Genomic DNA, 26,828 nt, shown 5'->3' on the forward strand with positions numbered 1-26,828 from the left:
TGAGGATTTGATGCGTAGGTGCTTCATACTGATCCTGCCGCTCTTCATGGTCGGATGCAACAGCAGTAATCAAGTCTCCTCTTCTCTCCTTTCCCTGTCCACCTCCTCACCCGCCATCAGAGAGCCGGTGATTGATCGAGTTGGTCCCGTTGTCCAAGACCTCCTCCAATCCACATCTCGTGAGGCTCACCACACCATCACCGCCTCCCATCAAACGGTGGACGCACGATCAGCCAAGTACAAGCAGCAGGCGGTCACGGACACGTTGAAAAACCCCTGGAAAGGCATGAGGCATTTGGAACACCATGGACTCCTCGTCGCGGAACTTGCAGCCACTAGTCCGCTTGACCTTCCTGCCCTCCTCGATAGGCTCGCGACCGGCATGCATCAGCCCTCTGCACCGATGACACCGCTCCCCATCCCTACCGGCTCACATCGTCGTGACACAATGGACTTCATTCTGGAAACCTTTCACCAAGCCGCGCTCCATCGGGAGATTGCACTGGCTGGGCTTTCCGATCCGGAACGTACCTTCCTCTTCGAACACGGACGAACACTGGCAGAATCCTATACGCCGCAAATCTCTGTACTCTCCGACGTCACTATGCCTCAAGTCCTCGCGAACACTCGGTTTGCAGAGCTTTTGAAAGAGCGAGTGAAGTCCGAGCACCTCCTTGCCGCAGGCCAAATACTGGCACAGTTGACCAATGCGCGGTGGCTCGAACAACTGGCCGTAGCATTCTCGGAGCCGGTCTCTCCGACAGAGATTCCCCCTGGCATCACCGGCGACGTCAGATTGGTGCAGGATACATCCGAAGGGCTCATCGTCATTGGAGGCCCAGGTCCAAACAGCTATCAATTGGAGGAGCCCGTTGCGCTCATTGTTGATCTTGGCGGGGACGATTCATATCGCGGTGTCATCGGTGCATCGTACGACGTCCGCTATGGGAATGCCGTGGTCATCGATCTTGCAGGCAATGACCGTTACACCGGATCTCCGTTGGGAATAGCCACAGGCCGACTCGGTGTCGGACTTCTATTCGACCAATCCGGTGACGACCACTATGAACTTTCTCTAGGATCAGGTGGAGTGGGCTTGGGCGGACTAGGCATCTTGGTCGATATTAAGGGACATGACCAGTACCACGGCAACCGACTGACGCAGGGAGCGGCGATTGGGGGATGGGGACTCTTGATCGATACGGCAGGCAGCGATCACTATAGGAGCCATGGGTTTGCCATCGGGTTTGGAGGACCTCTTGGGCTCGGTGCCGTCATTGATACTGAAGGCGATGATCAGTACCAATGCGGTGAGGTCATTCCCAGCGCCTACAACGCCCACGAGGCTCCGGAGTCGAAACCCGGCGATCAGGAGTTTCAATACGACTGCTTTGGCCTCGGCACAGGCGCCGGCTCACGCGTCCTGACCACACACTCTCAATGGGTTGACCAAAGCTTAGCCGGTGGCATGGGTCTGTTGATAGATCTAACCGGGCATGATCGATATCAAAGCGCAAACTTTTCACAGGGAATGGGATATTTTTTTGGCGCAGGAATCTTGCTCGACCTCAATGGCGAGGACGAGTATCAAGCCGCCCGCTACGGCCATGGTGCCTCCGCCCATTATGGCGTGGCACTGTTCATCGATCAGAAGGGAGATGATCGATATGGATCCACCGGGCCTTATTACAATGCGGGAGTGGCCTGGGACCATGGCATCAGTCTGACCATCGACGCGGGAACCAGTCATGACGTCTATGCCTTCGATCGCACAACCGGTCTTGGGAAAGCTGACCACAGCGGCTGGGCAGTATTTGTGGACGAAGGCGGGCGTGACACCTATCGAGTCACGTCAGGACTTGGTGAGGCCTCGGAACGAAGTCTTGCCGGTTTCATCGATCTCACTGGTGAGGACCAATATAACCTCCTGTCACCATTGTCCCATTTCCGTCCCACAAACAGCCTTCTTTTCTCTCATGGACCAGGCAGCCTTTTCCAAGACCAGTAGGACATCAGTAAACTCACCATCCACATCCTCTCTGAACACTGCAGATGGGTTCCCCATCTCCACCAAACCTCCGGACCAAGCCGAGAGGAAGGGGGTTGTTTTTTCCCTTTCAGACGTGGAAAATACTGGGACTCTATCACTATAGGCCTAACCATCCACATTACTTATTAGAGAGGCATAATCGTGACTCTGCGTAATCTTGTACAGTTCGTGTTGGTCGTAAGTCTCAGTGGTATTGGGAGCCAGGTCTTCGCGTACGATGCCAGTCCGAACATCGGCACCGCAGAGGGCTCCTGTGCGGATGTGATCTTTTCTGCCTTTACGCCAGCTCCATACTCCTATGAGAAGGGTAACGAGACGGCGCCAAAATCAGACTTTTCGTTCCTGGCATCGAAGGCAACCCGTATCGACAGCCTGAAGGTCACTGTCAAGGATGAAAAGGTCCCGATCACGATAACACCGCAAGGGAATGGGTATCTGGTCAAAGGGAAGCTGCCTGCCAGCGCGACGGGATCTTATGTCCGGGTCGACATTTTTGCTGAAGGGCTTACCCTCTGTCAGCGTGCGGACGGGTGGCTCTTAAAAGTTGCGAAGTGATCTAGGTCACGGTGGGCAGGCAGCTGTCCTGCCCATCGTCATGTGGGTTGCCGTCTGCCAAGACCAGCCTTACGGCTCCTCCTCTTCGACCGACTCAATCGCCTCCCGCAACTTCCCCACAAAGACCTCCGGCTGACTGAGAGCACTCTCCGTCAATTGAAATTCACTGACGAGCACACCGTCTTTATCGACTAGAACGAGACGATACCCCTGTTTCATGAAACACCTTTCTTCTGAATGGGTCAGATCAAAAGGACTTCTGGCAAAGAGCCGCCGACTTAGGGCTGGATCAAAATGGAAAGCGAATGCCGAGGTGGACTTCGTTTGGAACGAGGTGCGGCCCGAACAGGCTTCTCACGCCTACAGTGGCTGGACTGGAAAGTGATGAGGCCGACGGTACGGTGTGGAGCACGCGATCACGCTCCGTGACATAGCCGCCGCCAAACCCTGCTGCGACATAGGGAACCAACGTCAGACCACTCACCGAAATTTCTGTCGAAAGGGCCGGGGTTGTCCGCAATGCCATGCCACTCTCCCCTACCAGTGAACCGGATGGGGTCTGCCTCAATTCGACTTCTCCTGTCTTTGCAGGAGCAGATGGTCCCTCTAGACCAGCGTGCGCTGGTCCTATTGGAGTGGATCCGTGTTTCGTGGTGTCTGCATAGGAGAGCGTCCCCCACAGACTCAACGCGATCATGATGCCCACTCCGGAAGCCCCTCTGATCAAACGAACCGGCAACATAAGTTTCACCATACAATCTGCCAGACCTTCATGCAAGAGGTCGGCAAGTCACACTGCAAGACCATGGATTGAGGCACCATACCCACCTTGCAGCCACATTACGTCGAGACACATAGGAGCGTATTCTCATCCGTGTGGTGGAGGAGATCCGGACGACCCGGCATACGAAGTTGCGTATCCTCTGCATAGCGAAATCGATTCTGATCACAAATCGTCACCGTCGGTTCATCGGGTACCGTCTTGAACTCCCTCTTGAGAAACCGATTCGAACAAATCCTGTTGGTCTCCGATCCGCCCTCCGCCACACGTGTAACGGATGTAGCTGTCGGCTCCACTGTGCCGCCAGCCATCACGGCCACCCCACGTGGCACGCTGAAACAGCGCAGCACCTGCCGAGCATCGGGGTGCTACAACCAATACCCGACCGCTTCATGAAACGGATCAGCCTCTCAGATGCGATGCGCAACCGTCGCCTCGCGTAAGCCATACAACGCCTGTTCATGATTACGGATCGCACCAATTGGGACAAAGGTGCCCCTGTCGCGAAACCTATTTTCTACTGCGTCTCGCAATCAGCCGATGGTGTTTCATCAGCACCCTTCGCTCCCTCCCAGACACCCGCTAAAATCGTCAACGACCTCTTGGGTTAACTTCGTAAAACGGTCGTTCAGGGATAGGGTTCATACATCTTCTTTATTTTCTTGGCGAGAACAAGCGTCCACGATATCGTACCTGCGACAGACTTACGGAACTCATGCAGGTCCATCTTTATGCGTTTCTATGACATGGTGGTCGTCGGCAGTGGACCAGCAGGCCAGAAAGCGGCGGTCCAAGCGGCGAAACTTTCCAAGCGCGTGGCCATCATTGAGAAGGCCCGGCAACTTGGTGGCGCCTCGCTCAATACCGGCACGTTGCCCAGCAAAACCCTCAAAGATACCATTGAGTACATCCATGGCCTACATCGACGAGGGCTGGCCCAGTTGGGTACAGCACTCACCAGGCAACTGACCCTCCCCGACCTGATGACCCGCAAAGCTCAGGTCATCGAGACCGAAGTCGTTGTGATCACTCATCAATTACAACGTAACCATATCGACATCATTCCAGGCACAGCTGCTTTTCTCGACCCACATACCCTGAATGTGACGCGATCGGATGGATCTGTCGATCAGGTCCAGGCCTCTGCCATCGTACTGGCCACAGGCTCACGACCCCGCCGTCCCTCGGACATTCCGTTTGACGATCTGATCATTTGCGACTCTGACTCCTTCCTCCGTACGACCATGAACCCGACCAGCATCATCGTGATCGGAGGGGGTGTCATCGGAGCTGAGTACGCCTCAATGTTGGCTGCATTCGGGATCAATGTCACCCTGATCGATCGGCGGACGCAGATTTTGCGGTTCTTGGACCTGGAAATCGCGCAGGCACTTGAGGCGCAGATGCAGCACAACCGGGTGACGATGCGACTCGGCCAGGAATACTTGGACATATCCGTCAACGCCAGCGGCCGCCCGACAGTCCACCTTCAAAATGGAGAGACCGCAACCGCCGACATGCTGCTTTACACCATGGGGCGGATCGGGAACACCGAAACCCTGAATTTATCGACAATCGGCCTGATGACAGACCAACAGGGGCAGCTATCCGTGAACGCCCATTACCAAACAGCCATTCCGCACATCTATGCCGTGGGTGATGTCATTGGGTTTCCCGCGCTTGCCGCAACCGCAATGGAACAGGGGCGACTCGCGGCCTGCCATGCGTTTCAGCTACCGGACATGCATAAACCCAAAGTAATTCCGTATGGCATCTACAGCATTCCTGAAGTCTCGATGGTGGGCCTTCATGAGGAGGAGCTCGCTGCCGCCCATGTTCCGTACGCCACCGGGAGAGCCTTTTTCCGAGAAATGGCGCGTGGCCACATCAGCGGCGATCTCCACGGGCTCTTAAAGGTGATCTTTCACCGCGAGACGCATGCGTTGCTGGGCGTCCACATCATTGGAGCCGGAGCCACGGAGTTGATTCACATCGGACAATCAGTCCTGACCTATGGAGGAACGGTGGAGTACTTCGTCCATAACGTCTTCAATTACCCCACCATGGCCGAGTGCTATCGTACCGCAGCCCTGGACGGACTCAACCAACTGCACCACCCGCCATCTCATTAGAATTCGAACCAGGCCGGAGACAATGGTATCCCACGAGACGGAATCGCCTGAGGAGAAGTTGGCGTAATTGGCCTACAGAGGATTTACTAAAAACGTTAAAAAGACTATACTCAGATTATACCTACCGGTTGTCATGAGCTACGTGGAGTCGTAGTCATGAGAATGATCCCGACTATCAGTTTTTCTCTTCCTGCAGTTTCCTCGTCCGTATTGTCTTGTCCACCAGCCGACTTCCTCCTGGAAATCGGCCACCACAGGAGGTATGGCCATGCCTATTCCACGCACCGTGAAGTCACGCCTTGATCGCGAACATGTCCATTACGATATCTTGGCTCACTCTCACACAAATCGCGCGCGCGCAGTTGCCGAAAGCCTTCATCTCCCGGAACAATCCATGGCCAAGGTGGTCATCGTGAAAGTACAGGAGCGATTCGTCACCATGGTTCTGCCGGCCACGGCGAAGATCGATTTTCAACGCCTGCGCGGGATTTTCGGAACCCACCGCGTCCGACTTGCGACCGAGGAAGAACTAGCCCAACTCTTTCCTGACTGCGAAGTCGGGGCCATGCCGCCGCTCGGGACACTCTATGGCCTTCCCGTCTATGTCGACCAATCGCTCATAGGGGACGAAGAAATTCTCTTCGAGGGGGGAACCCACTCCGAAGCGATCCGAATGCGCTACTGGGATTTTGCGGCACTCGTGTTTCCTACCGTCGCCGAGTTCCACCGGACGCCGACACCGAGTTGCTGAGATTCAGGGATCCCGTCAAGTCACGGCTCAAATATTGGGTTTTCTTCTCCTAAAACTGCTAGGATAGGGTTCGGCCTGTCAGAACGTGGCACCCTCTTTCGAAAGGACATCTATGCAAACCAGTTCAAAGCTTATAGTCGTCTGCATCATCGCCTCGCTTATCGGCCTACCGACCCTGTCATTCGCCAAGGCACGAGGAGGTGGCGGAGGATTTTCGAGTGGGGCTCGCGGCGGAAACTCCTCAATGGGCTTTGGAAGCCGTGGATCACGAACCTATCAGGAGAACGGCGCCAAGCCCATTGAGCAATCCACCGCTCCCAGACCTTCAGCGACACCGCCACCACAGACCGCGAACAGTCCGATGGCTCAACCCACCCCGGCTACATCCCCTTCGTGGTTCCAACGCAATCCCTTACTTGCCGGGATCGCCGGCGGGCTAGCTGGAACCTGGCTCGGCCATATGCTCTTCGGCGCGACGGAGAGCAGCGCCAAGACCACGGATGCGGAATCAGGATCAGCATCAGCACCCACATCAGGGAACTCCTTTGGGTTCATCCTCCTCCTGATGGCTCTTGGAGCAGGCGCATTCTATTTCTTCAGACGGTCCAAACAGACACCGGCACCGGTCTTTACCGGACTCTCACGTAGCACATCAGCCCGAGGGAGCCTCCTCGACGTTTCGGCCAACAGCACGACGAATGAGCCAGACACGAAGGCCTACAGCGTGACGACAGACGATAAGTCCACCTTTCAGCAACTCCTCACCAATATTCAATCCGCCTGGAGCTCACAGGATTTGGCAGGGCTACAGCAGCGTGTGACGCCTGAAATGTTCAGCTATTTCAGCGAGGCACTGGCCGAGGATAATCGTCAAGGGGTCCGGAACCATGTGGAAGACGTCGTGTTACTCAAGGGAGACGTCCGCGAAGCCTGGTCGGAAGACACGACCGACTATGCCACGGTGGACCTCCGCTGGAATGCCCGTGACTACACCGTCTCCACAACAATCCCACGTGGAGAACCCGGCTATCTGGTTGAGGGAAGTGAAGACACGGTAACGGAATCCGTCGAAGTCTGGACCTTCATGCGTGTGCGTGATGGTCACTGGCTCTTGTCGGCCATCCAGCAGCAATAATCGACTCAAGAAGGCGGCTGACTCACAGAGTCAGCCGCCGATCCACTTCCAGAGACATGGCGTCAGGACATAGGCTGCGGCAGAAACCAACACCCCAATCACCACACCCAGCAGCCCCGCCACATAGAGTCCCGCAAACGGCGCCGCCAACACGACTAAGAGCATGAACAAGGCTATCGAAGGATGGGCTTCATAAAACGTCCGGCGGGATTCTGCTGAAAACAGATTGGAACCTCCGGCGTTTGAACGGTTACCCATACACTCCTCACCCACTGTTTGCTGATGGGATTTATGTACCGGGGAGTCTTCGCGGATCAAGCGTCTGTCCCGTTATCGTCCCTTCGACGCTTGCGAGGTAGGCTTGCGCCACACGCGCAGCCGGCATGCCCGGCGCTGGGTCCATCTTTCGTGCCACGAGAGTTTCCGTCACCCAGGGTGGACTCACGACATTGACTCGTATCCCACGCGGCAGCTCCAGCGCGGCCGCTCGAACAAAGCCTTCAAGGCCGGCATTCACCATGCTGATAGAGGCACTCCCCTTGATTGGCTCCTGACTCAACACACCGGTCGTCAGTGTAAACGACCCGCCGTCGGCAATGAACTGTCGACCGATCCGCACGAGATTGGCTTGTCCCATTAGCTTATTCGAGAAGCTGAACAGATAGTCAGCATCCGTCAGCTCATCAAGACTTCCAAACTTCGCCTGCCCCGCTGCGCTGATTACCGCATCAAATGTTCCCACCGACTGAAACATCGCGCGAATCGACTCCGGCGAGGCTACATCCACATGCACAGTTCCTGATGTCCGTCCAACGACGACCACCTCATGCCGGGCCGACAACGCCACCACCACGGCTGATCCAATCGTGCCGGCTCCTCCGACCACAATCACTCGCATCGCTCGTTCTCCTCCACCCAGCCCTGAACTATTTGCATTCATCCTAGAGAGACCTGCTCCCCGCTTGCAAAAAATGCGTGGTCTCGCAACCCTGCTCCAAATCTATTTATGAATCTATTGTCAAGACATTGCAACAGGAAGAGAGTCTCGCCCGTTTCACGCGTTCCAATCGCCGCTACCCTATCACTCTATCCCCGAGAATCTCCGCATAGTTAATGATCGAATGATCAAAGAGCCTGTTGTCGTCATCCTTCTTCGAGTCTGAAATGCATCGCTCTTCACCATGATGTTCAAAGGAGAAAGGAGGCACGGTCGGTACAATTGCCGTCACAGGATCACGGCCATTGACATAGCGAATGTGGGGGGTTGAGGCGGCGAGGCCATTCTTGTCGATGTGTCTTCCCACACGCGGCTCGCCAAAGGTCACAATACGGGTAAATTGGTGGGTCATCCCTGCAATGAGAGCCATGGCCGCCCCCAAGCTATGCCCCGTGACATAGAATTCCACACAATCTGCGATTGGCGATGACTTCAGATCGGCTTCAATCTTCGGCCACAACTCCGTCGTCGCGGCAAGAAAGCCTCCGTGAACCTCGGCGCCATTGTATGGGACTTGAGGGAAGTTCAGATCGTCAAGAATGTCCGTCGCCAAAAACGTATTGAACTTCTCTGGGAGTTCGATACCGACGGCATCAGCCACTCTTCGCAAAAACTCCGGAGTTCGAACGGCGAGCGGTTCCGACCCTTCGGTTCCACGAAATGACAAGACCGCAACCCTATCCCAATGTGCCAGTATCGCCTGCCGGCCTCTGATGATGCCGAAAGAATTTGGCCCGCTTGCGTAGGACTTAACTGTCACCCCTAATTTTGCGAACAGGGCCTGATTATAATCATCATCGACATATGCGGCATGCGCCATGTTCGCAAAAACATAATCGGGATGGTTTTCCCACACCGCTCGAAACTTGTCAGCATCACCAATACCAAGAAACGGCGCGTAGTGTTTTGGATTGAATAAGGCGTCGAAGGTTCGGCCTCGTTTTTCAATCTGGTTCATGTTCGGTTCCTTTTGTTAAAGATGAGGTGCGTGATCGAAACCCTATCGCAGAACCCTGAAAAATGGCACGCCCACCCCCTCCTGTAAGGAAACACCGTTCAGCTTTACCATCCACCACCTTAATCATGCCCTGTTCCCCCAACGACAATGCGTTGCTGAATGATTCTTCCTAACAATAGCCGACCTGGAATCTACCCCATCACGCCTTCGCCACAATCCTCCTCAAACAGAAACGGGCAGGAGACTGCTCCCCTGCCCGTTCATCATCAACTCACCCTCACCGAATCGCGTGGAGGCTTACTTCGCCTCGTTCAAATGCGTCAGAGCTGCTTCGGCATGCTGCGTGGCGACGTCGGCATGACCAGCCTTTCCATGCTCGATGGCTTCAGTCAGATGCTTGATCCCTTCGCCCAAATGGGGATTTTTCCCTCCCCGCTCGGCATGATTCCGTGACTTTTCCGCATGGGCCACTACGGCATCAGCGTGCCCCTGTTTGCCATGCTCCACCGCCTCCTTCGCGTGCGCAATGGAATCTAACACGTTCCCGGCTGGGGATGGCTGCGCATTGAGCACCGGAACACTCACCAACATCCCAAGCGCACCGAGCATAAGGACACCACGAGAGATTTTGCTGATCATCATCGTTCCCCTCCTATAAGTTAGGCCTGCGTGACCGTAAATGGCTGTAACAAGTCATTCACCTTACCACAGCATTTCGGCAGACTGTCAAGAATGGATAGAACTGTGAGCCCCGTGAGCAGAAGACCGGGGCTGAAACCCCTTTCCTCTACCGTGACACAATATTTCTACATGCTTTCCAAGAAGTCCTCGCTGAAGTATCGGTCCACATCACGAAGGTGAGCTCGTCCTGGATATCGGGATAGCTGCCCTGCTAAAAGATAAGAGTGATCGGACTGTTGCTGAACCGTCCTGAAAGGAATGTCGCACAATGATGTCAACCCTCAGCACAATCGGAATCCGCCGCGCATGTTTGGTACTGGCATTACTGCTGACGATCGTGGTCGTGGCGCCGGCGGTGCACGCCGCGGATGGAAACCAGACGAAGTTCAAGCGAATACCGACACAGTACATCGCCGCATTGGGAGACCCGAGTGCGACCTCCGGAAATGGCGCGCAATTGTGGGGGCTGTGGCCACTGGATCCAGGGCCTCGAGGCGTGAAGCTAAACCGCTATCACTCGTTGAAGGAGGCCGGTGGCATCGCACCAGCACGCTGGAAATTCGACGAGACAGACTGGTGGCTCGAAGAACATGGGTTGATCATGGAGCAACCGACCGTTCCGCTCCCTCCCGGGAAATATGTGGTCACGGGCGCCCGCAAGGTGACAGCCGTGCTGACGATTCATCCCGCCGACAGCCATGGCGACCGGCGCTGGGAGCTCAATCAAGGCGCGACACTCTATGATGTCACCCACCTCGCCTGCCGTTCCGCGCGCTATACACCGGAAGCAGCAGGTGGCTCCTGCTCCCCGGCCAGTGCGAAGCAGTCGGCCTTTCCCGTCGCGCCAGGAGGTGCCATGCCTCCGGTCGAGGGCTGCACAAAGCAAGACTATGCGGTCCTCATCGTGATCGGCATGGGCGTGGAAAACTGAACTGCGGTGGCGCCTCGACAGCTTGCGCGGCGACTGCAATAAAAGACTCCCGCTATATTTATCCATCTGAAGCTACAGGTCGCATCCTCTGGCACGGCTTCATTCGCCAGCAGCTTGGCCACCGTCGGGGCTTGGTTCGAGGGAAACAGTCAGCCAGACCCGCGATGCTCCCGTCAGCCACGTGCGAGGTCTCCACCCCAACGAGCAAGCCGCTCACCCTGGTCCTTGCGAGTCATCAGAGGTTTGCTTTTTGTCTCTCCGGGACTACACAATAAGTCATACTCCTTGGCCTCCGCCATCCCGGCCACTATCAACAATCAACAACGAGGTGTCATCGTGAATATTCGATATGCCCTAGCGATCGTTATGGTACTGAGTGCCTTCGGCAACATCGGCGAGGTCGGGGCCGGCTATGATTCACCCCCTCCCGGCTCCAGCAGCTCGGGTGGTTGCGGCGTTGTATCGTTTTCCACGTTCATGCCGAAGCCCTACTCACAAACAGACAATAATACAGAAGTCGCGCCGCAATCGGCATTTTCGTTTGTGGCATCCAAGGGGACGTTTCCCAAAACCATTACAGTGATGATCAAGGACGAAATCGTCCCGGTCACTGTGACGCCTCACTTCGATGGGTTTTTAGTCAGCGGCAAGATCCCCGCCTCGGCCAAAGACACCTTCATCAGAGTTGCTATTACGGCGAAAGGCCCCAATCTCTGTGAGCGCGGCGACGGATGGCTCTTGAAAGTAGGAAAATGATTAAGGGCAGGATAGAGATGGCTCCGGTTGGTTGGCCAATGTAGGCCATTCCTAACCTGACGCCTGACAGATTGCTGACGCCACGGCGGTGCGCCGTGGCGTCAGCGTGCCATATCCGTAATTGGAGAAGTTGAATCAAAGGGGTCGCCCATCTCGAAGGCTCCGGTCAAGAGGGCACAGCCGATCATGCCCTCCGTATCCTACAAACGGGGCGAGGTCTCCGACGACGTCTTCCCTCGCCATGGTGGTCGCGTGACTCCGTCGCATCCCGGTTGTCGTCGTCAGCAGTGTCAGCTCGGATTTGAGCCGCACCAGTCACCCATCAGGATCAAGGCGTGGGAGCGAGCCCCGTCGGGGATCCACTCCAGCCCCTGGCACCTCGTGCCCCAGACAACCGTCGGTTCCCGGCCGTGTCCAGCATACCTACGCACAGGACGTCTGGCTACCAGCGGGCTGGCGCCAACCCCATCATGGCTCACGGTCGAGGCGTCTCAGTCCCCACGCCAGTGGCGAGGGAGTTGAAGGGGGAAGACCGGGGCTAATCGGGAGTGCGAGGTGTGGCCTCAACCCCTTTGCGAGCTCCCAGCTCCCCCCAGCTCTGCCGCGCCTAGCCAAAAGCGCGGGACAGATCGAATGGCACCTGCGCACGGAGCATGTGATAGCAGGCCCGCGCCAATTTATGGGCCACGGCCTTCAGCGCCACAAGGGGATGCGTCCGTGCCTGCTTGCGCTGATAATACGTGCGAATCACGGCCTCATAGCGAATGGCGAAGTGCGCCGCCTCGATGAACGCCCAGCTTAAATACTTGTTGCCGTTCTTCGTGTTGCCAGCCCCTTTGCGTTTGCCGTTACTCACATGTTCGCTGCCGACACAGCGACAGTAGGAGGCGAAGTGTCCCACGGTCGCAAACCGCCGCAGGTCACCGGCTTCCAGGAGAATGGTGCCCGCCAAGATCGGCCCGATGCCGGGGACGGTCTGTAAGAGCACATAGCCCGGCTGAGTCCGCCCCGCTTCCCGAACCGTGCCCTCAATCGTGTGAATCTCGTGCTCCAGACATTGCAGCACAGCCAACGAACTGCTGACCGATTGCACATGTTCGGGAAATGGCACAAGTGCCTGAATGCCCTCTGGGGTGAGCTGTCGAAGCCGAGGGAGGGAGAGCCGATTGCCAGTCAGTCGTGTCAGCAGGCTTTGTAGGCTCAGCACGACCATGGTCTTGTGCCGAACCAACTGACTGCGCTTCCGCAACAAGTCCCGCACGGCCCGTTCCGCTTTGGGGTAAATGTACCCGGTAGGGAGCAAACCTAGCCGGAGTAAATGGGCTAACCACTGCGCATCGTGTTGATCGTCAACATGCTTGAGCCCACTATACTGCGGCAGGGCTGGTGCATGAGCGAGGTGGACCCGGTACCCTGCTTCCATGAGCCCGTCGACTAACCAGTACCAATTATAGGTGGACTCAACGACCACGCCCTGCAGCGTGGTCTGATACGGTGTTAAGGCCGTGAAGATCACGGCCAGGTCATTGCGGAGGCGTTTCTGATACAGCACTCGATCCGCTTCATCAATCACGACCAGCACACTATTCGTGGCATGGAGATCAATGCCCGCATAACACATCATCGCAACCTCCTCGGTTAAAGTGGATGAGCCCGTCGCGTTAGCAACGACTCTACTCTTCAAGAGAGGAGCCTTCGAGATGATTATCGGGAGTCTTTCTTTATTGCCAACACGCTATACTCTACGACGTGACCCATCTGGCCTGCCGTTCCGGTTGCACCAAGCGGAGCCAGGCCTCCGGTGGAAGGCTGCGGAATCAGGAGTATACGGTGCTCATTGTGATCGGTATGGGTGTGGAAGACTGAACCGCAGTGGCACACAAGCAACTTTCACGGTAAGCTCCATAACAGACTCCCAACGCATCTCCTACCTCTGATCAACCAACCAGAAACGGCATGGGTAAGGAGTATCAAATCAAAAGCGAGGCGCGGACGTCAACAATACTTCCAGCCACCTTATATTTTCATAGCACATGGAGAATAAATCAGACCTTCTTTAATCTAATCTAGTGGTACCCGCCTCCACCTCTATCATAAGTTCTCAACTTGTTCGGCACATAGCCGTCTACCTTATCGTCTATGAGAAAGGTGACGTCTGCCTCTGTTAGAGCCTGTACGGTTGGCTCATTATGGAGTTTCGCTGCTCGAACCCTATCTGTACACCAGCCTCGCCTATTTGCCTCATAGCCAAACAACCAATGCTCCTGTCGGAAGCAATCTTCAATTAACCATGATTCCCAAATAGGAGACGAAAAATCTCCCACAAAAACGTTACGCCTTTTTGCTACCATAGCCGCTACCGCAACAAAGGCATCATCCATTCCCGCGATTGCCTGCTGTGCATCCTGAGATAATGTTATCCCCAGCTGCATTGCCGCCCAAATACTCCAAAGTATTTCACTGCCATGCCCAACTGGAGCACTGTTTATGATCAAGGATTCGATAGCCAAACTTGCGATTTCACCATCTGGCACATACGACACGCGATGTTTGTGTAGCAATAAGACATCAATCACAAATCTTAGACAGCCGGGATCAAGCGCAACACTTTGCCATAAGAGAGTTTGAACAAGAGACCAGCACTTCTCTGTAGCCGTGATACCTTGAAGAGCAGCAATTGCATATCTAAGTACGCCATCGGATTGGTGTTCCTTAGCGAGCATAAAGGCATGATTGAAGTAATCGATCCACTGAGATTTAGTCCCTCTAGTTAAAGTTGGGATATGGCACCGAAGCTTTGTTACGTACTTACTTTCAAGCGTTTCAGGCAGTTCAAGGATTTCCGTTTTGTTCCCATTGAGCTGCAATTCATACTCATAAAGCATTGATTCAAGTCGCGCTAGCGTGGCTTCGGCATCCGCCAACTTTTGAAAGCTGAATTCCATATCATCGATAAACCTCGCACCCCCCATGATCTGACACTCATCGTCCAGACGCCTATCAATCGGCGCAAGAAGAAGCTCTGCCACACCCAACGAGGTGTCAGGTCCTATAGCCACGCCTTTTGTCTGACCAAATTGACAGGCTTGCAGTTCCTTATCCAAGACATTTCCCGCAAGACTCATATCATTGAAAGCAGTCTTAGCTACCTTTTTGGTATGAAGCGCCCAAGAAATGCTATGCGTGTAAATAGAAGGGTAAAACTGTGAGATATCAGCACGTAACAGGTAGCGAGCACCGATTCTCGCACTAGCTTTTGCAATGGCACGATCAGTTGGCTCATTAGCTATACCACGAGGGCCTTGCGGCGATATTCTTGGCAAAGTCTTTGAGAATGGAGACTTCTCCCATTCGGCCATCAGCAAATCACTATACCTGTCAAAAACTTTGCCCAGCCGGAAGAAGTTTGCTGGATTTGGAACGGTCAATCGTCGTCTCAAGCCTCCAACCCGTGCTAGGTTATGGTAGGCTGGCTGTGTCCAATCTGCCTTTTCCTTTGTCATGCTTACGGGTAGATTGCTAGAAACTTTCCCAAGCCCTGCTAATGATTGTGATCCAAAGAGTGGTGGCAACTCCCGGGGTAGGTACCCGTAAGCAAGTAAAGCACTGAGCATTCACTACCTCAGAAACAGACCTCTGCACCTCACCTGAGACACACTTCGATAGCTACGCACTACAAAGTGGGAGAAGCTTCAGAATTGCCGCGTGGCAACGCTGATATGCTCAGCGTCAATGCTTCAACTTGTCACAACGCGGCCTCCAGTCCACATTTGCGTCACTATTCTATCTTTAGTCGCTCATCTGAAACATTCGTAGAATCTCTCCTACTCTCAAAACAGTAGAATCAGGGGAAAGGCATACCCCCTTTTGCATAGGAATGCAAGAATTCGTAGCCTTGGTGGGAGTGGGAAAGATGACCCAGGCTTCAACCGATAGTGCAGCGAGACCCACTACAACACCTGCACAATGAAGCACTTCAAATACCGCGTTTCCGGCATGCTGCCGAGGATGGGATGGTCAGGGCTCTGGCCTCGCTGTTCGATGAGTCGAATATCGCGTTTTGCGTCGCGGGCGGCAAGGCGAATGCTCTTCCAGAGATCTTCTTCCGAGACGGGATGGGAGCAGGAACTGGTGACGAGAAACCCTTCTGGCTTGAGCAGCTTCATTCCCAAGAGGTTGACGTCTTTATACCCGGTCAAGGCGCCGGCCAGGGCCTGTTGACTGCGAGCAAATGCCGGGGGATCCAGCATCACCACATCGTAACGCTTCCCTGCTTTCACCAGCTTACGCATCTCCTCGAAGGCATCGGCTTGGCGATAAGTGCATCGATCCTCCACCTTGTTCATTGCGGCATGTGCTCGGGCCATGGCCAGTGTGTCTTGACTGACATCGAGGCCCTCCACTGATACCGCTCCGGCGAGCGCGGCATGAATGCCAAATGCGCCGGTATGGCAGAACACCTCCAGCACATCGGCCCCTGCCGTGAGCTTGGCTGCTGCCAGCCGGTTCTCTCGTTGATCGCAAAACCAACCGGTCTTCTGCCCCTTCTCCACATCGACGAGAAACTTCGCGCCCCCCTCCTGAATCTCAACTTGCGTCGGGCCACTGCCTCGAAGAAATCCTCGTTCGAGTGGCAACCCTTCAAGTTGGCGACTTTTGGCTTCGTTCCGTAGATAGACTCGTGTCAGACCCAATTCCTTCATCAGCACGTCCGCTATGAGTTCCTTGCGGCTATCCATCCCAAACGAGAGACACTGCATCACCAGCAGCTGATCGTACCGATCCACGATCAACCCGGGCAGTCGATCGCCTTCGGCATAAATAAGCCGATAAGCATTGGACTGCGAGACGACTCGCTGCCGCAGGCGGATGGCTTGCTGGATTCTTCCTCGCCAGAACGTCTCATCGATAGATTCATCCTCGAATGTCAGGAGGCGGACACGAATTTTGGACGCAGGATTATAGAGGCCACGTCCGTAGAATTGTCCGCTGGGGGTCAGGACATCGACCAAATCCCCGGCGATTGCCTCACCGACAAGCGGTCCGACATGCCCGGCATAGAGCCACAGATGCCGACTCTCTGAACCGCGTGCAGGCGTGAGGCGAACGTGAGCCGTCGGTGTCATATCATGTTTCATAACGATGGTTACCTCTAAGCTGGGACGTGGGTGGTCACATACCGACCACAATGCATCACTGGTCGTCCGGTTGTTCTTGACGAATGGACATCAGTATGTTTTCTTGAATAAGGAGCCTGTCCGACATTGACCTTTCTACTGCGGCAAATGATCGACGGTCATCTGCAACGTTCTCGGCCTCGAAAAATCCTCAATGTATTCCAGCGAATACACTTCCGGTTTTTCATGGCCTGCGGCCTTGCAGCTCGCCGTCTCTCCTTCGCCTCGCGACGAAGGCAATGTCGAACAGGCTCCTAGCTCTTTCAACTCTCTATAGAAAGCGACTTTATGGGCCACAAACCAACGATTGGATCAGCTGTCTTAGATCGATTACATCATCTTGGTGTCCGGCATATCTTCGGCATTCCCGGCGACTACGTGCTCTCGCTCTACCAACTGATCGAAGCCTCGCCCATCAAACACGTCGGCACCACGCGGGAAGACTGCGCCGGCTTTGCGGCAGACGCCTACGCCCGCATCAACGGGATCGGAGCCGTCTGTGTCACCTATTGCGTCGGCGGTCTCAATACCGTCAATGCCATTGCCTGCGCCTATGCGGAACGGTCGCCGGTGGTGCTCCTGACCGGCTCGCCCGGTCTCTCCGAACGTACCCGTACCCCCTATCTGCATCATATGGTCCGCGACTTCGGAACGCAACGAGAGGTCTTTGAGCGGATGACCGTTGCCGCGGTCACCCTGGATGATCCCTTGACCGCCGAGCGCGAAATGGACCAGGCCTTCGCCGCCCTCCTACGCTATCGCCGTCCCATTTATATCGAGATTCCAAGGGACATGGTCCATTGTCCACTGGCCGGCGGCATGAGACCGATGTGTATCGAGGATACACCAAGTGACCCCGCCGCGCTGGAGGAAGCGCTCAGCGAAGTCCGGATCATGCTGGCATCGGCCAAACGCCCGGCCATGCTCGTGGGGGCAGAAGTCGGTCGGTTCGGACTTCAGGATGATCTCATTCGGCTCGTCGAGCAACTGAATATTCCGATTGCCTCAACGCTGCTCGGGAAATCAGTCATTCGCGAAGACCATCCGCTCTACGTCGGCGTGTATGGCGGGCTCATCGCTCGCGAAGATGTCCAGCAGTTCATTAACGATTCTGACTGTCTGCTGATCCTGGGATCCATCCTCTCCGATGTGGAAGATCTGGATGCGACATCGCCGCTGTTATCCGAAGGCCGGACTATCCATGCGACTGCCGATCGAGTCGCCATCAAACACCATCGGTATGACTCCATCAAGTTCCAGGACTTCGTTCAAGGGCTGGTGCGATCGCCGCTTCCCTCCTTTTCACGCTCCCAACGCACACTCCCGGTCAAAACCGTTCCGGCACTCACGGCCCCTGACCTCGATGCTTCGGTAACCCTGGAAGGACTCTTCATGCACCTGGATACCGTGCTCACCGAGAAGACCGTCGTGATTGCAGACGTTGGCGAGTCGCTCTTTGCTGCGGCTGACCTGCATGTCCGCCATCGGTTCGAGTTCCTGTCACCGGCCTACTATACGTCAATGGGGTTCGCCGTCCCGGCGGCATTAGGCGCCTCGTTCGCCGACCCCAGCCTGCGTCCGATCGTACTAGTGGGAGATGGTGCCTTTCAGATGACCGGAACGGAACTGGCCAGCTGTGTCCGGTATGGGCAAGCCCCGATTGTGATCCTTTTGAATAACCGTGGTTATTCAACGGAACGGGAGATTTTAGAAGGTCCCTTTAACGATGTGCATGAATGGCAATACGACAAAATCTGTGATCTGGTTGGAGGCGGGAAAGGCGTACGCGTGAGTACCCAGCGGGAGTTCCAACAACATCTCTCCGCTGCGTTTGCCGACCACGCTCACCTGCATGTGCTCAACGTGCTCCTCAGCCCCAATGACCGCAGCCCCGGTATGGTCCGCCTGGCTAGGCGCCTTGGGAAAAAGCTGTCCACCGATAAGCCATAGGGAAAACCATCCAGTCTGTCTGCTTTCTCCTACATGTCTGATTACTTATAGAGAAAATCACCCCCCAATTTCTCCGGAAAACGCACATAGGCTCGTTCTTCCACCAAAATCAGCAGTGGCACGCCCCCTGCAAATTTGTTTATTTGCTTTATGACAGGGCGACTGGGCAGAATGGGGCTTCCCCAGCTTCACCGCCTTTTCGCCGAATCAGGTTTCAGCAATAATTCGGCACTGGCCGAGAGGATACCTTGTCAGATTTTTATCAAAATGGCGTCGTCACCGTCCTGCACCGGCTCGGTCAACCCAATACCGAGCAATTGGAGCAGGAACTGGAGCGGTATGCAAAAACGACTCCGATCGCGCTGGTCCTCCCGTCGCTCTATGCGGAACTTGAACGACCAGCCCTCAAACGCATCGTCGATATCCTGAGTGACGTTCGTTATATCAACGAAATCGTCATCTCGTTGGATCACGCCTCCGCCTTGGAATTCAGGCTGGCCAAGCAATTCTTTTCCCACCTCCCTCAACGAGTCCGCGTTGTCTGGAACGACGGCGCTCGCATCCAAGCAATCCTGAATGTGCTGGTCTCACATGAAATCGACATCGGACACCAAGGCAAGGGGCGCGGGTGTTGGACGGCCTACGGTTATGTTCTGGCCAGAGGCCAGAGCCAGATCATCGCACTCCATGACTGCGACATTGTGAGTTACGATCGCCAGTATCTCGCTCGCCTCTGCTATCCCATCGCGAATCCGAATCTCGCGTATGAATTTTGTAAAGGGTACTACAGTCGGGTGACGGACCGCATGCATGGGCGTGTGACGCGTCTCTTCATGACGCCGCTCATCCGCAGTCTGCAAATGCTGGTCGGACCGCACTCTCTCCTCTCGTTTCTCGACAGTTTTCGGTACCCGCTGGCCGGTGAGTTTGCGATGGTACGGGATCTGGCCTGGATCAATCGTATTCCAGGTGATTGGGGGCTTGAGGTCGGCATGTTGGCCGAGGTCTACCGGAATTGCGCGCTGCGACGGATCTGCCAAGCCGATATCGCCGATGCCTATGAGCACAAACATCAGACATTGTCGACGCACAATCCGGACGCCGGTTTGTTAAAAATGTGCGTGGATATCACCAAATCCCTGTTTCGTAACCTGGCAAGCGAAGGATTGGTCCTCTCAGAAAGCACGCTCAAGACCTTGCGGGCCACATACTTACAGGCCGCGCAGGAAGCTATTAGCCGGTATGAAAATGACGCGGCGATCAACAGCCTGCGTTTTGACCGCCATGAAGAGCGACGTGCGGTCGAGGTATTTCTTCGCGGAATGACGCTCGCGACCGATAGCTTTCTTGAAGACCCCCTTGGGGTTCCCATGATCTCGAACTGGAGCCGCGTGACCCACGCCGTCCCCGATATTTTCCATCGGCTCATGGATGCGGTCGAGCAAGATCATGCCTGGGATCCTGCAGCGGAAACACGACAACCGGTCTCATGATGAACAACGGCCTGATTCCACTCACTGCTGAAACGGAAGATCTGCTGGAGGCAGTCCACCATGCCGACATTCTGGTCGGCATTCCCAGCTTTAATAATGCAAAGACGATCGGCCATGTCGTTCGCGCTGTCGGCGCAGGCCTGGCGAAGTATTTCCATGGGTATCGCGCCGTCCTCGTCAACTCAGACGGAGGCTCCACCGACGAAACACCGGCCATTGTGGCCCATACCATGGTTGATCTTGAACCGCTCTTCATCAGCGATCGGCAAAGTACCCTGCACCGAATCGTGACCCCGTATCATGGGATCCCCGGCAAGGGGAGTGCGTTCCGCACCGTTTTCGAGATCGCCCGACGGCTCAAAGTGAAAGCCTGTGCCGTGGTCGATTCGGATGTGCGAAGCATCACGCCTGAGTGGATGGAGCTGCTCCTTCGCCCCATCATCAAGGAAGGATACGATTACGTGGCGCCCTACTATCGACGCCACAAATACGACGGCACCATCACAAACAGCATCGCCTATCCCTTGACCCGGGCCCTCTACGGTCAAGAAGTTCGTCAGCCGATCGGAGGAGACTTCGGATTCACCGGAGAACTCGCTCAACACTACCTTGAAAAACACGTGTGGGAGTCCGATGTCGCGCGGTTTGGCATCGACATTTGGATGACGACTGAAGCCATCGCGAACGGCGCCAAGGTCTGCCAGAGTTTTCTCGGTGCCAAGATTCATGACCCGAAAGACCCGGCCGCAGACCTTTCCTCCATGTTGCGACAGGTCGTAGGAGCCTTATTCGCCCTGATGGAAGCGCATGCCCCGACCTGGCTCTCTGTGACTGAATCGCGAAAGGTGCCGCTCTTCGGCTTCCAATATGAGGTGGGCGTCGAGCCCGTGAATGTGAACGTCGAACGGATGATAGATTTATTTCATCTCGGCCTGACCGATTTACACGACATTTGGGTGCGCATACTCTCCGAAGAGGTACTCGACCAGCTGTCTCGACTGCGAGAGGTTCCTGCGCGAGACTTCCGTATCCCCGATACCTTGTGGGCACACATCATTTACGACGCGGCACTGGCACACCATCGCAATGTGCTGCCTCAAGAGCATCTCCTCAAGGCATTGACTCCACTCTATTTAGGGAAAACCGCCTCGTTCGTACTGGATAGTCAAGGACTGACGACGGCGGAAGCCGAACACCTCATCGAAACACTCTGTCGAACGTTTGAAAAAGAGAAAGAGTATCTTGTGACTCGTTGGCCTCAGTCCCATGATGCGAGGGATGTCGTCAGCACGACCCCCGTGAGGTCTGAAAGGAGCCAGCCATGACATCAACCTGGGAACAGACGTTACTCGGACCCGTCACCACACTCGGCGAACATGTGCTTGCCATCCTTCCCAAAGTTCTGGCCATGACGATCCTCCTGCTGGTCGGTTTGGTTGTGGCTTGGGGAGCCGGACATTTTACGGAGCGGCTGCTTCGGATGATCGGCCTGGACCGACTCTGTGATCGGATCGGAATTGCCGCGGCTCTTCTTCGGGGAGGCATCAAGAGTGACCCTTCCTACATCATCGGCCGAATCACCTACTGGCTAATCGTCATTTTCTCCACCACCGCCTCGCTGGGGGCGCTCAATGTGGCCCCGATCAACGAAGCCGCCCATTCGCTGTTATCCTATATTCCGCACCTGGTCACAGCCGCCGTCATCGGCATCATCGGCTACCTCGTCTCGAATTTCGTGTCCCAGGCCGTCCTGATCGCCGCCGTCAATGCGGGGTTACCGCCGGCTCGCTGGATTGCCGCAGGCACACGCTGGGGCATTCAATTGCTGACGGTCGCCATGGCGCTTGAACAGCTCGGCATCGCCCAACATATCGTGGTGGTTGGATTCGGGATTACCTGGGGCGGCCTCGTCCTGGCTGCGGCGCTGGCCTTGGGGTTAGGAGGAAAGGATCTGGCCAAAGATTTCTTGGAGCGACGTCTGGTCGGCCACTCCCGTTCACAGGTCAACGAGGATTTACGACACCTCTAACCGCTATGCCACGCTATCTACTACTCACAGACTTGGATGGCTGTCTACTGGACAGCGAGACCTATTCCTTCGACGAAGCGCGACCGGCGTTGAACGCCCTTCGTGCTGAGCACATTCCTATCATCCTCGTGTCCGGAAAGACTCGTGCGGAAATTGAACCACTACGGGAACGCCTGGACCATCAACACCCGTTCATCGTCGAGAACGGGGCAGCGGTGTATGTCCCCCTTGAAACCTTTGGCTTCCAGCCAGAACGATCACGCCGCCGTGCCTCTTATCATGTCATTGAGCTCGGCACCCCCTATGCACTCCTCCGCGATGTGCTCCGGCAAATCGAGGAAGCCGTAGGAACCCCACTACAAGGATTCGGCGACCTCTCGGTCGACGAGATTATGACGACGACCGGGCTGATGCGAGAGGATGCGCTGCGGGCCAAACTTCGGGAGTTTGATGAACCCTTCCTCGTCAACGGTCCGCCCAAGTTGATTGAAGAGATTTGTCGGCAGATCGTCACACGAGGCCTGAACTGGACCAGAGGGGGGCGATTCTTTCATCTGACCGGCCATAACGACAAAGGACGAGCCACAGAAGTCCTGCTCCGCTGCTATAGACGACAGGAGCAGGGGCAAGACCGACCCGAAGAGATCGAGACGATCGGCATCGGCGATAGCTTGAACGACCTTCCGCTTCTCTTAACGGTCGATCATCCGGTGTTGGTGCAACGACCTGATGGCTCGTATGATCCGGACATCAATCTGCCGAACCTCATCCGAGCCCCAGGTATTGGTCCTGCCGGATGGAACCAGATTGTCCTCGAACTCATTCGTCAGACCACTCGTGAAGCATCCCGTGAACAGGCGAGTAATATCAGAGTGACCTAACATTCACGGGACGACAACGTTCCTACCCTATCAATCTTCAGCAGGGTTAATAATATGCAGTCCGGCGGACTTCGATGCGGCCAACAGTTGCGTATCCGTGCTGACGACCGTCAATCGTAACGGCTTCAGCTCCAACGCCAAAGCCAAATGCATCACTTGCGCCGAGCGAAGAAAGGGATACTCCAAGACCAACTCCTTCGTGGTCAAGTAGGTCTCCATCTGAGGAGCAATGAACTGATACAGCCCTTGTTTGGATTCAATTTCAAACTTGTACAACACAGAGTAACAATCATCCCGTGTGATCTGCCCTTCGTGAGCACGGGCGCAGAGGATGGAATAGAAGTCCGTCACGGTCCAGGTCGGGACGATGGCGACTCTGCCACGCTTCACCATCAACTTGTTGACGATGCGGGTTCCCCGCTCCATGCTGTAGCGTTTCACCAATGCGGTCGAGTCGTAGTAGTAGTACGGCATTCGGTTACCCCCTCCCTTTCAGAATGATGTCGGCAAGCGGCCCTTGAAGCTTGGACAGTCGATCTTGGAGTTCATCGAGCGGAGCTTCCTCATATCCTTCTTTTCGCAAGGTATCAGCAAGATTCCCCGTGTTAAAGGACGCCGTGTCCTCCTTCAGCCGCTCGTTCAATCGCCGTTTGGCCAGGCGGCTTGATACTTTTTGCCCGGACTTGGTCAACCCCCGCCCTCTGCTACGCGGAGCCCGACTGACGGATAGTTCGTCTGTTTTCTTCACGATTCACGCCTCCTCATCATGAGTGTTGGTTTACCGCTTCCCTGCAGACGCTTCCCGTGGACAACCGGCAGGCATCGCCGCAGTAGCCGGCAATGTGACCTCGCCGAAAATATGTGCGGCGATCGCCTGTGCCACATCCGATGAAAATTCTTGCTGGATCACGCGAAGAACCTTCGCCGTCGCCTCGCGCTCGGTCAGATGTCCTTCCTTTCCGCCACGGGCGACGGCCCCGACAACCCGCATCGTGGCAAGCTCCACAATCTCCAAGTCGCTGCACCATCGGACATACTTGAAGTTCGGATCCTGCACTTCGATCGGAATCAGGCGAGTCATGCCACGAACCAGGACCTCCGAGGACTCCCCATCAGCATCTCCTGAATCAGCCCTGACATGAAACCCTTCATGAACCAACCCTTGGGCGAGTGCCCGTTGTATCGGCTCCGCTTGGTCTCCTGATATGAGTAGAGCCACTCCCAGATTCGACGAGAGGAACTGCGTTAACTCGCCGGATAGCTCTCCAACTCGATACACAGAAGGAATACCCTGTCCGCTGGAGCGGATCACCCGCAAATCGGTATTGTAGGCTTCCCGTAGCACCAGATTCCGACCGGCCCGCCTGAGCGCACGTACCTTCGCCAGTTTGTCGGTTGTCTGCCGAGCCTCTCCCACATCCGCTTCGATCTCGCGATCGAATCTCATCACCTTGTCCGTCACCGACACTTCGGCCTGGGAGCGGTTTACGACAGCCAATGCGTAGTGCACTCCCGTCCCTGCGTCGTGCCACGCGTCGGCGATACTCACATTTTCAAGCACCTTGTCAGTGGAGACCTTTGTTACATGGTCGATCGTCAGCCGCCGCTCCGCACTCGAGACCTCATCATGTTCAGTAACAAGGTAGGCCTCCCAGTCCTTAGCCTGAGCTGCGACTTCCGCCTTAAAGATACGCGCGACAGCCGCATAGGCTTGATTCTCAGCCGTGCTCCTATTCTCACCTTGGCCAACCCCGGTCAAATACTGAGACGATGGATAGCTTGATGCTCGACCATCGACCCACTCAGGCTTGTCCTGTCCACCCAACCATGCACACCCACTCGCTCCGATCGCACAGAAGAGGCAAAACACCGCCACCGCCCACCGCCTCAACGCACCTCCGCGAATGCGCCTCACTGCATCACCCGCTGGAGAATGAAGAGTGTCTGCCCCGCAGCTAATGGAACAGATTGTCCGTCCTTCGTCATCGACATCCCTTGCCCTGACGGCCGAACGGAGACTTGGTACTGACCGGCCGGGACCCAGGCCCGCGCGACGTGGATCTCGTCCGGTAAGGTCTGCCAACTTCGCTTGTCGGCTTCTTCGGAGGCCACCGCGATGCCCTTGGCAAATAACTCCACCAGCAAACCAACCCAGGGCGCGGCATCCTTACCGACGGCACGCCGTGCTCCAAAACTCACGCCCTCAGCCATCGCGAATTTCGTGGCGGCTCGCGCAACGGCTTTCGTGGCCATCCCCGGCATCCGTTCCGAAAGCCCCTTCTCCGCAAGAGCCGTCACGTCCTGCGCCCGTTCCGATCGAGCCGAGAACAAACGGCCCTGCGCATCAGTCAATGTCAGATCTTCGAACGCGACACGTGTTTTTTGCGGCACCAACCGCGGAAGCGCCACTCGAACCACCCGCCCATTCAGCCCGTACAACAGACTGTCCGCCATCCGATCCCTCTGATACGGCCCCCGAAAAACTCCTCTATTTAGCAAAACTAACTGTGCGGCATCAAGACTGATCGGTAAGTCTAAAAACATGTCTTCCTTTCTTGGAGCGCGGCCATTATAGCTGATCATGACCACGTGGGCGAGTGCTTCTCCCGAGGAGGACGAAATAGGCGACCACGTCGCATCCGGAAAGGTTTGTCGATAGCTCTCTAACTCAGTGTTCAGGCCAAGCGCTTCGGCAGTCCGTAAAAGATCGGCCTGTAAGGAAGGAGGAGGCGACATCCTCGACCAACCTTTCATCGTGCGATAGGCTTCATACGCGTTTCGATAGGCGATGAAGGCATTATTCAGGTCTCCTGCAGCTTCATACAAGATGCCGCTCAGATACCGCGCAAACCCGTCATTTCGGTATTTATCCAGGTCCTTGACTCTGTCGCCCAACACATTCAGTCGATGATCGATGCGTCTAACCTCGACCAGAGCCTCCTGGATTTGCCCTTGCACCGCATAGTTCAACGCCTTAACCACGTTGATCATCACGTGCTCATAGGCATCCCCTTCGTAGGGCAACATGTTGTCATTGGTTAAAAAGGCAGCGGTCTCTGTGCGGATGCTTCGTGTGTAAAGCCGCTCGACATCGTCTTCGGCTTGCTCTAATACGGCACTACTTTGTTGATATTCCCCCGCCACCTGCAGGACCAACCCACGGTCCATCCCATAGAGCAATCGTCCTTTTGCCCCATACTCGTCCTTCGTCTGCTCCACGATCGCCGCAGCTTGCTGTGGATGACCGGCGAGCAGGCTCTGTTCGATCAAAAGGTAACGATTGACGGAAGGGCTGCATCCCGTCGAGAGGAATGCGAGACAGCCGGCCAGGATTACCGAGATGGGAAAGATCCCCCCCCACCGCACAGATCCCCCGTGGGCAAAGCGTGAGAGGAATGGTTTCAATGAATTCCGCGAGGCATACTGGATACTGAAAAAAACGGCCAACGGCGTTCTCGCCTCGCTCAGAGGCTCAACGTGCAGGAAGGGCACTGGAAGCAACGAACCTATCCGTTCGCATGTGACCGAAGCGAGTGAATCAAACGAAGCTTGGTATCTCCCTCTTCGCCCC

26 protein-coding genes are annotated in these 26,828 nt (G+C 55.6%); 12 read left to right on the top strand and 14 right to left on the bottom strand.

Features of this window, described 5'->3' with window-relative positions; genetic code table 11:
• Nucleotides 1-10 precede the first annotated feature (10 nt).
• Nucleotides 11-2,008 carry a hypothetical protein gene (locus tag COMA1_RS18200; protein ID WP_090750961.1) on the top strand — a complete coding sequence of 666 codons (1,998 nt, stop codon included), beginning with the start codon at nucleotides 11-13 and terminating at the stop codon, nucleotides 2,006-2,008.
• Nucleotides 2,009-2,191: 183 nt separating this feature from the next.
• A complete protein-coding gene (locus COMA1_RS18205; RefSeq protein WP_090750962.1) occupies nucleotides 2,192-2,605 on the top strand; it encodes a hypothetical protein in 414 nt (137 codons plus the stop codon).
• 69 nt (nucleotides 2,606-2,674) lie between these two features.
• Here the strand turns inward: COMA1_RS18205 and COMA1_RS21215 are convergent, their stop codons facing one another.
• From COMA1_RS21215 to COMA1_RS21425, 3 genes are all read right to left on the bottom strand, one after another.
• The gene (locus COMA1_RS21215; RefSeq protein WP_176698164.1) at nucleotides 2,675-2,824 is read right to left on the bottom strand and encodes a hypothetical protein; all 150 of its coding nucleotides are present in this window, start codon (nucleotides 2,822-2,824) and stop codon (nucleotides 2,675-2,677) included.
• A gap of 70 nt (nucleotides 2,825-2,894) precedes the next feature.
• Nucleotides 2,895-3,359 (bottom strand): hypothetical protein, encoded by a 465-nt coding sequence (locus tag COMA1_RS18210; RefSeq protein ID WP_090750963.1) that lies wholly within the window; start codon nucleotides 3,357-3,359, stop codon nucleotides 2,895-2,897.
• A gap of 86 nt (nucleotides 3,360-3,445) precedes the next feature.
• Nucleotides 3,446-3,697: a hypothetical protein gene (locus tag COMA1_RS21425; protein WP_218055424.1), complete on the bottom strand. Its 252-nt coding sequence runs from the start codon at nucleotides 3,695-3,697 to the stop codon at nucleotides 3,446-3,448.
• Nucleotides 3,698-4,117: 420 nt separating this feature from the next.
• On the opposite strand from COMA1_RS21425, the gene sthA reads away from it, so the two are divergent.
• From sthA to COMA1_RS18230, 3 genes are all read left to right on the top strand, one after another.
• Nucleotides 4,118-5,518 carry a Si-specific NAD(P)(+) transhydrogenase gene (gene sthA / locus COMA1_RS18220; RefSeq protein ID WP_090750964.1) on the top strand — a complete coding sequence of 467 codons (1,401 nt, stop codon included), beginning with the start codon at nucleotides 4,118-4,120 and terminating at the stop codon, nucleotides 5,516-5,518.
• Nucleotides 5,519-5,786: 268 nt separating this feature from the next.
• A complete protein-coding gene (locus tag COMA1_RS18225) occupies nucleotides 5,787-6,269 on the top strand; it encodes an aminoacyl-tRNA deacylase (protein WP_176698165.1) in 483 nt (160 codons plus the stop codon).
• A gap of 112 nt (nucleotides 6,270-6,381) precedes the next feature.
• Nucleotides 6,382-7,404, top strand: a complete 1,023-nt coding sequence (locus tag COMA1_RS18230; RefSeq protein ID WP_090750966.1) for a Tim44 domain-containing protein — start codon at nucleotides 6,382-6,384, stop codon at nucleotides 7,402-7,404.
• 30 nt (nucleotides 7,405-7,434) lie between these two features.
• On the opposite strand, the gene COMA1_RS18235 is transcribed toward COMA1_RS18230, so the two are convergent.
• The 4 genes from COMA1_RS18235 to smbP all read right to left on the bottom strand — a co-directional run bounded on the left by COMA1_RS18235 (nucleotide 7,435) and on the right by smbP (nucleotide 10,001).
• Complete coding sequence (locus COMA1_RS18235) at nucleotides 7,435-7,662, bottom strand: hypothetical protein (RefSeq protein WP_090750967.1); 228 nt, start codon at nucleotides 7,660-7,662, stop codon at nucleotides 7,435-7,437.
• Between the two features lie 31 nt (nucleotides 7,663-7,693).
• Entirely contained in the window at nucleotides 7,694-8,302 is a 609-nt protein-coding gene (locus COMA1_RS18240; RefSeq protein WP_090750968.1) for a short chain dehydrogenase, read from the bottom strand.
• 175 nt (nucleotides 8,303-8,477) lie between these two features.
• Nucleotides 8,478-9,359, bottom strand: a complete 882-nt coding sequence (locus tag COMA1_RS18245) for a lipase family protein (protein ID WP_090750969.1) — start codon at nucleotides 9,357-9,359, stop codon at nucleotides 8,478-8,480.
• 297 nt (nucleotides 9,360-9,656) lie between these two features.
• On the bottom strand, nucleotides 9,657-10,001 hold the full coding sequence (gene smbP, locus COMA1_RS18250; protein WP_245631152.1) for a small metal-binding protein SmbP: 345 nt from the start codon (nucleotides 9,999-10,001) through the stop codon (nucleotides 9,657-9,659).
• 307 nt (nucleotides 10,002-10,308) lie between these two features.
• On the opposite strand from smbP, the gene COMA1_RS18255 reads away from it, so the two are divergent.
• Together COMA1_RS18255 and COMA1_RS18260 are read left to right on the top strand one after the other, a co-directional pair.
• Nucleotides 10,309-10,971, top strand: a complete 663-nt coding sequence (locus COMA1_RS18255) for a hypothetical protein (protein ID WP_090750970.1) — start codon at nucleotides 10,309-10,311, stop codon at nucleotides 10,969-10,971.
• 336 nt (nucleotides 10,972-11,307) lie between these two features.
• On the top strand, nucleotides 11,308-11,727 hold the full coding sequence (locus tag COMA1_RS18260; RefSeq protein ID WP_141654415.1) for a hypothetical protein: 420 nt from the start codon (nucleotides 11,308-11,310) through the stop codon (nucleotides 11,725-11,727).
• Nucleotides 11,728-12,334: 607 nt separating this feature from the next.
• Here COMA1_RS18260 and COMA1_RS18265 read toward each other — a convergent pair.
• From COMA1_RS18265 to COMA1_RS18275, 3 genes are all read right to left on the bottom strand, one after another.
• A complete protein-coding gene (locus COMA1_RS18265; protein ID WP_090742717.1) occupies nucleotides 12,335-13,351 on the bottom strand; it encodes an IS110 family RNA-guided transposase in 1,017 nt (338 codons plus the stop codon).
• Nucleotides 13,352-13,793: 442 nt separating this feature from the next.
• Complete coding sequence (locus tag COMA1_RS18270; RefSeq protein WP_176698166.1) at nucleotides 13,794-15,230, bottom strand: RNA-directed DNA polymerase; 1,437 nt, start codon at nucleotides 15,228-15,230, stop codon at nucleotides 13,794-13,796.
• A gap of 447 nt (nucleotides 15,231-15,677) precedes the next feature.
• On the bottom strand, nucleotides 15,678-16,865 hold the full coding sequence (locus tag COMA1_RS18275) for a class I SAM-dependent rRNA methyltransferase (protein ID WP_090750973.1): 1,188 nt from the start codon (nucleotides 16,863-16,865) through the stop codon (nucleotides 15,678-15,680).
• A 327-nt stretch (nucleotides 16,866-17,192) separates the two neighbouring features.
• Here COMA1_RS18275 and COMA1_RS18285 point away from each other — a divergent pair, with 327 nt between their 5' ends.
• The 5 genes from COMA1_RS18285 to COMA1_RS18305 all read left to right on the top strand — a co-directional run bounded on the left by COMA1_RS18285 (nucleotide 17,193) and on the right by COMA1_RS18305 (nucleotide 23,257).
• Nucleotides 17,193-18,854, top strand: coding sequence for an alpha-keto acid decarboxylase family protein (locus tag COMA1_RS18285; RefSeq protein WP_090750975.1), 1,662 nt, complete (start codon nucleotides 17,193-17,195; stop codon nucleotides 18,852-18,854).
• Nucleotides 18,855-19,102: 248 nt separating this feature from the next.
• A complete protein-coding gene (locus COMA1_RS18290; RefSeq protein ID WP_090750976.1) occupies nucleotides 19,103-20,347 on the top strand; it encodes a glycosyltransferase family protein in 1,245 nt (414 codons plus the stop codon).
• The gene (locus tag COMA1_RS18295) at nucleotides 20,344-21,672 is read left to right on the top strand and encodes a glycosyltransferase (protein ID WP_090750977.1); all 1,329 of its coding nucleotides are present in this window, start codon (nucleotides 20,344-20,346) and stop codon (nucleotides 21,670-21,672) included. Before COMA1_RS18290 ends, COMA1_RS18295 begins: the two co-directional genes overlap by 4 nt.
• On the top strand, nucleotides 21,669-22,376 hold the full coding sequence (locus COMA1_RS18300) for a mechanosensitive ion channel family protein (RefSeq protein ID WP_090750978.1): 708 nt from the start codon (nucleotides 21,669-21,671) through the stop codon (nucleotides 22,374-22,376). Before COMA1_RS18295 ends, COMA1_RS18300 begins: the two co-directional genes overlap by 4 nt.
• Before the next feature lie 5 nt (nucleotides 22,377-22,381).
• Nucleotides 22,382-23,257: an HAD-IIB family hydrolase gene (locus COMA1_RS18305; RefSeq protein WP_090750979.1), complete on the top strand. Its 876-nt coding sequence runs from the start codon at nucleotides 22,382-22,384 to the stop codon at nucleotides 23,255-23,257.
• Nucleotides 23,258-23,287: 30 nt separating this feature from the next.
• Here COMA1_RS18305 and COMA1_RS18310 read toward each other — a convergent pair whose 3' ends face one another.
• The 4 genes from COMA1_RS18310 to COMA1_RS21220 are packed head-to-tail and all read right to left on the bottom strand — an operon-like array spanning nucleotide 23,288 to nucleotide 26,623.
• Entirely contained in the window at nucleotides 23,288-23,731 is a 444-nt protein-coding gene (locus COMA1_RS18310) for a type II toxin-antitoxin system VapC family toxin (RefSeq protein WP_090750980.1), read from the bottom strand.
• Between the two features lie 4 nt (nucleotides 23,732-23,735).
• A complete protein-coding gene (locus COMA1_RS18315) occupies nucleotides 23,736-24,005 on the bottom strand; it encodes a hypothetical protein (protein WP_090750981.1) in 270 nt (89 codons plus the stop codon).
• A 30-nt stretch (nucleotides 24,006-24,035) separates the two neighbouring features.
• Nucleotides 24,036-25,172, bottom strand: coding sequence for an LPP20 family lipoprotein (locus COMA1_RS18320; protein WP_176698167.1), 1,137 nt, complete (start codon nucleotides 25,170-25,172; stop codon nucleotides 24,036-24,038).
• Nucleotides 25,169-26,623 carry a COG3014 family protein gene (locus COMA1_RS21220; protein ID WP_176698168.1) on the bottom strand — a complete coding sequence of 485 codons (1,455 nt, stop codon included), beginning with the start codon at nucleotides 26,621-26,623 and terminating at the stop codon, nucleotides 25,169-25,171. The genes COMA1_RS18320 and COMA1_RS21220 overlap by 4 nt, the downstream gene beginning before the upstream one ends.
• Between the last annotated feature and the right edge of the window lie 205 nt (nucleotides 26,624-26,828).

It is taken from the genome of Candidatus Nitrospira nitrosa (genome assembly GCF_001458735.1).
Lineage (GTDB): Bacteria > Nitrospirota > Nitrospiria > Nitrospirales > Nitrospiraceae > Nitrospira_D > Nitrospira_D nitrosa.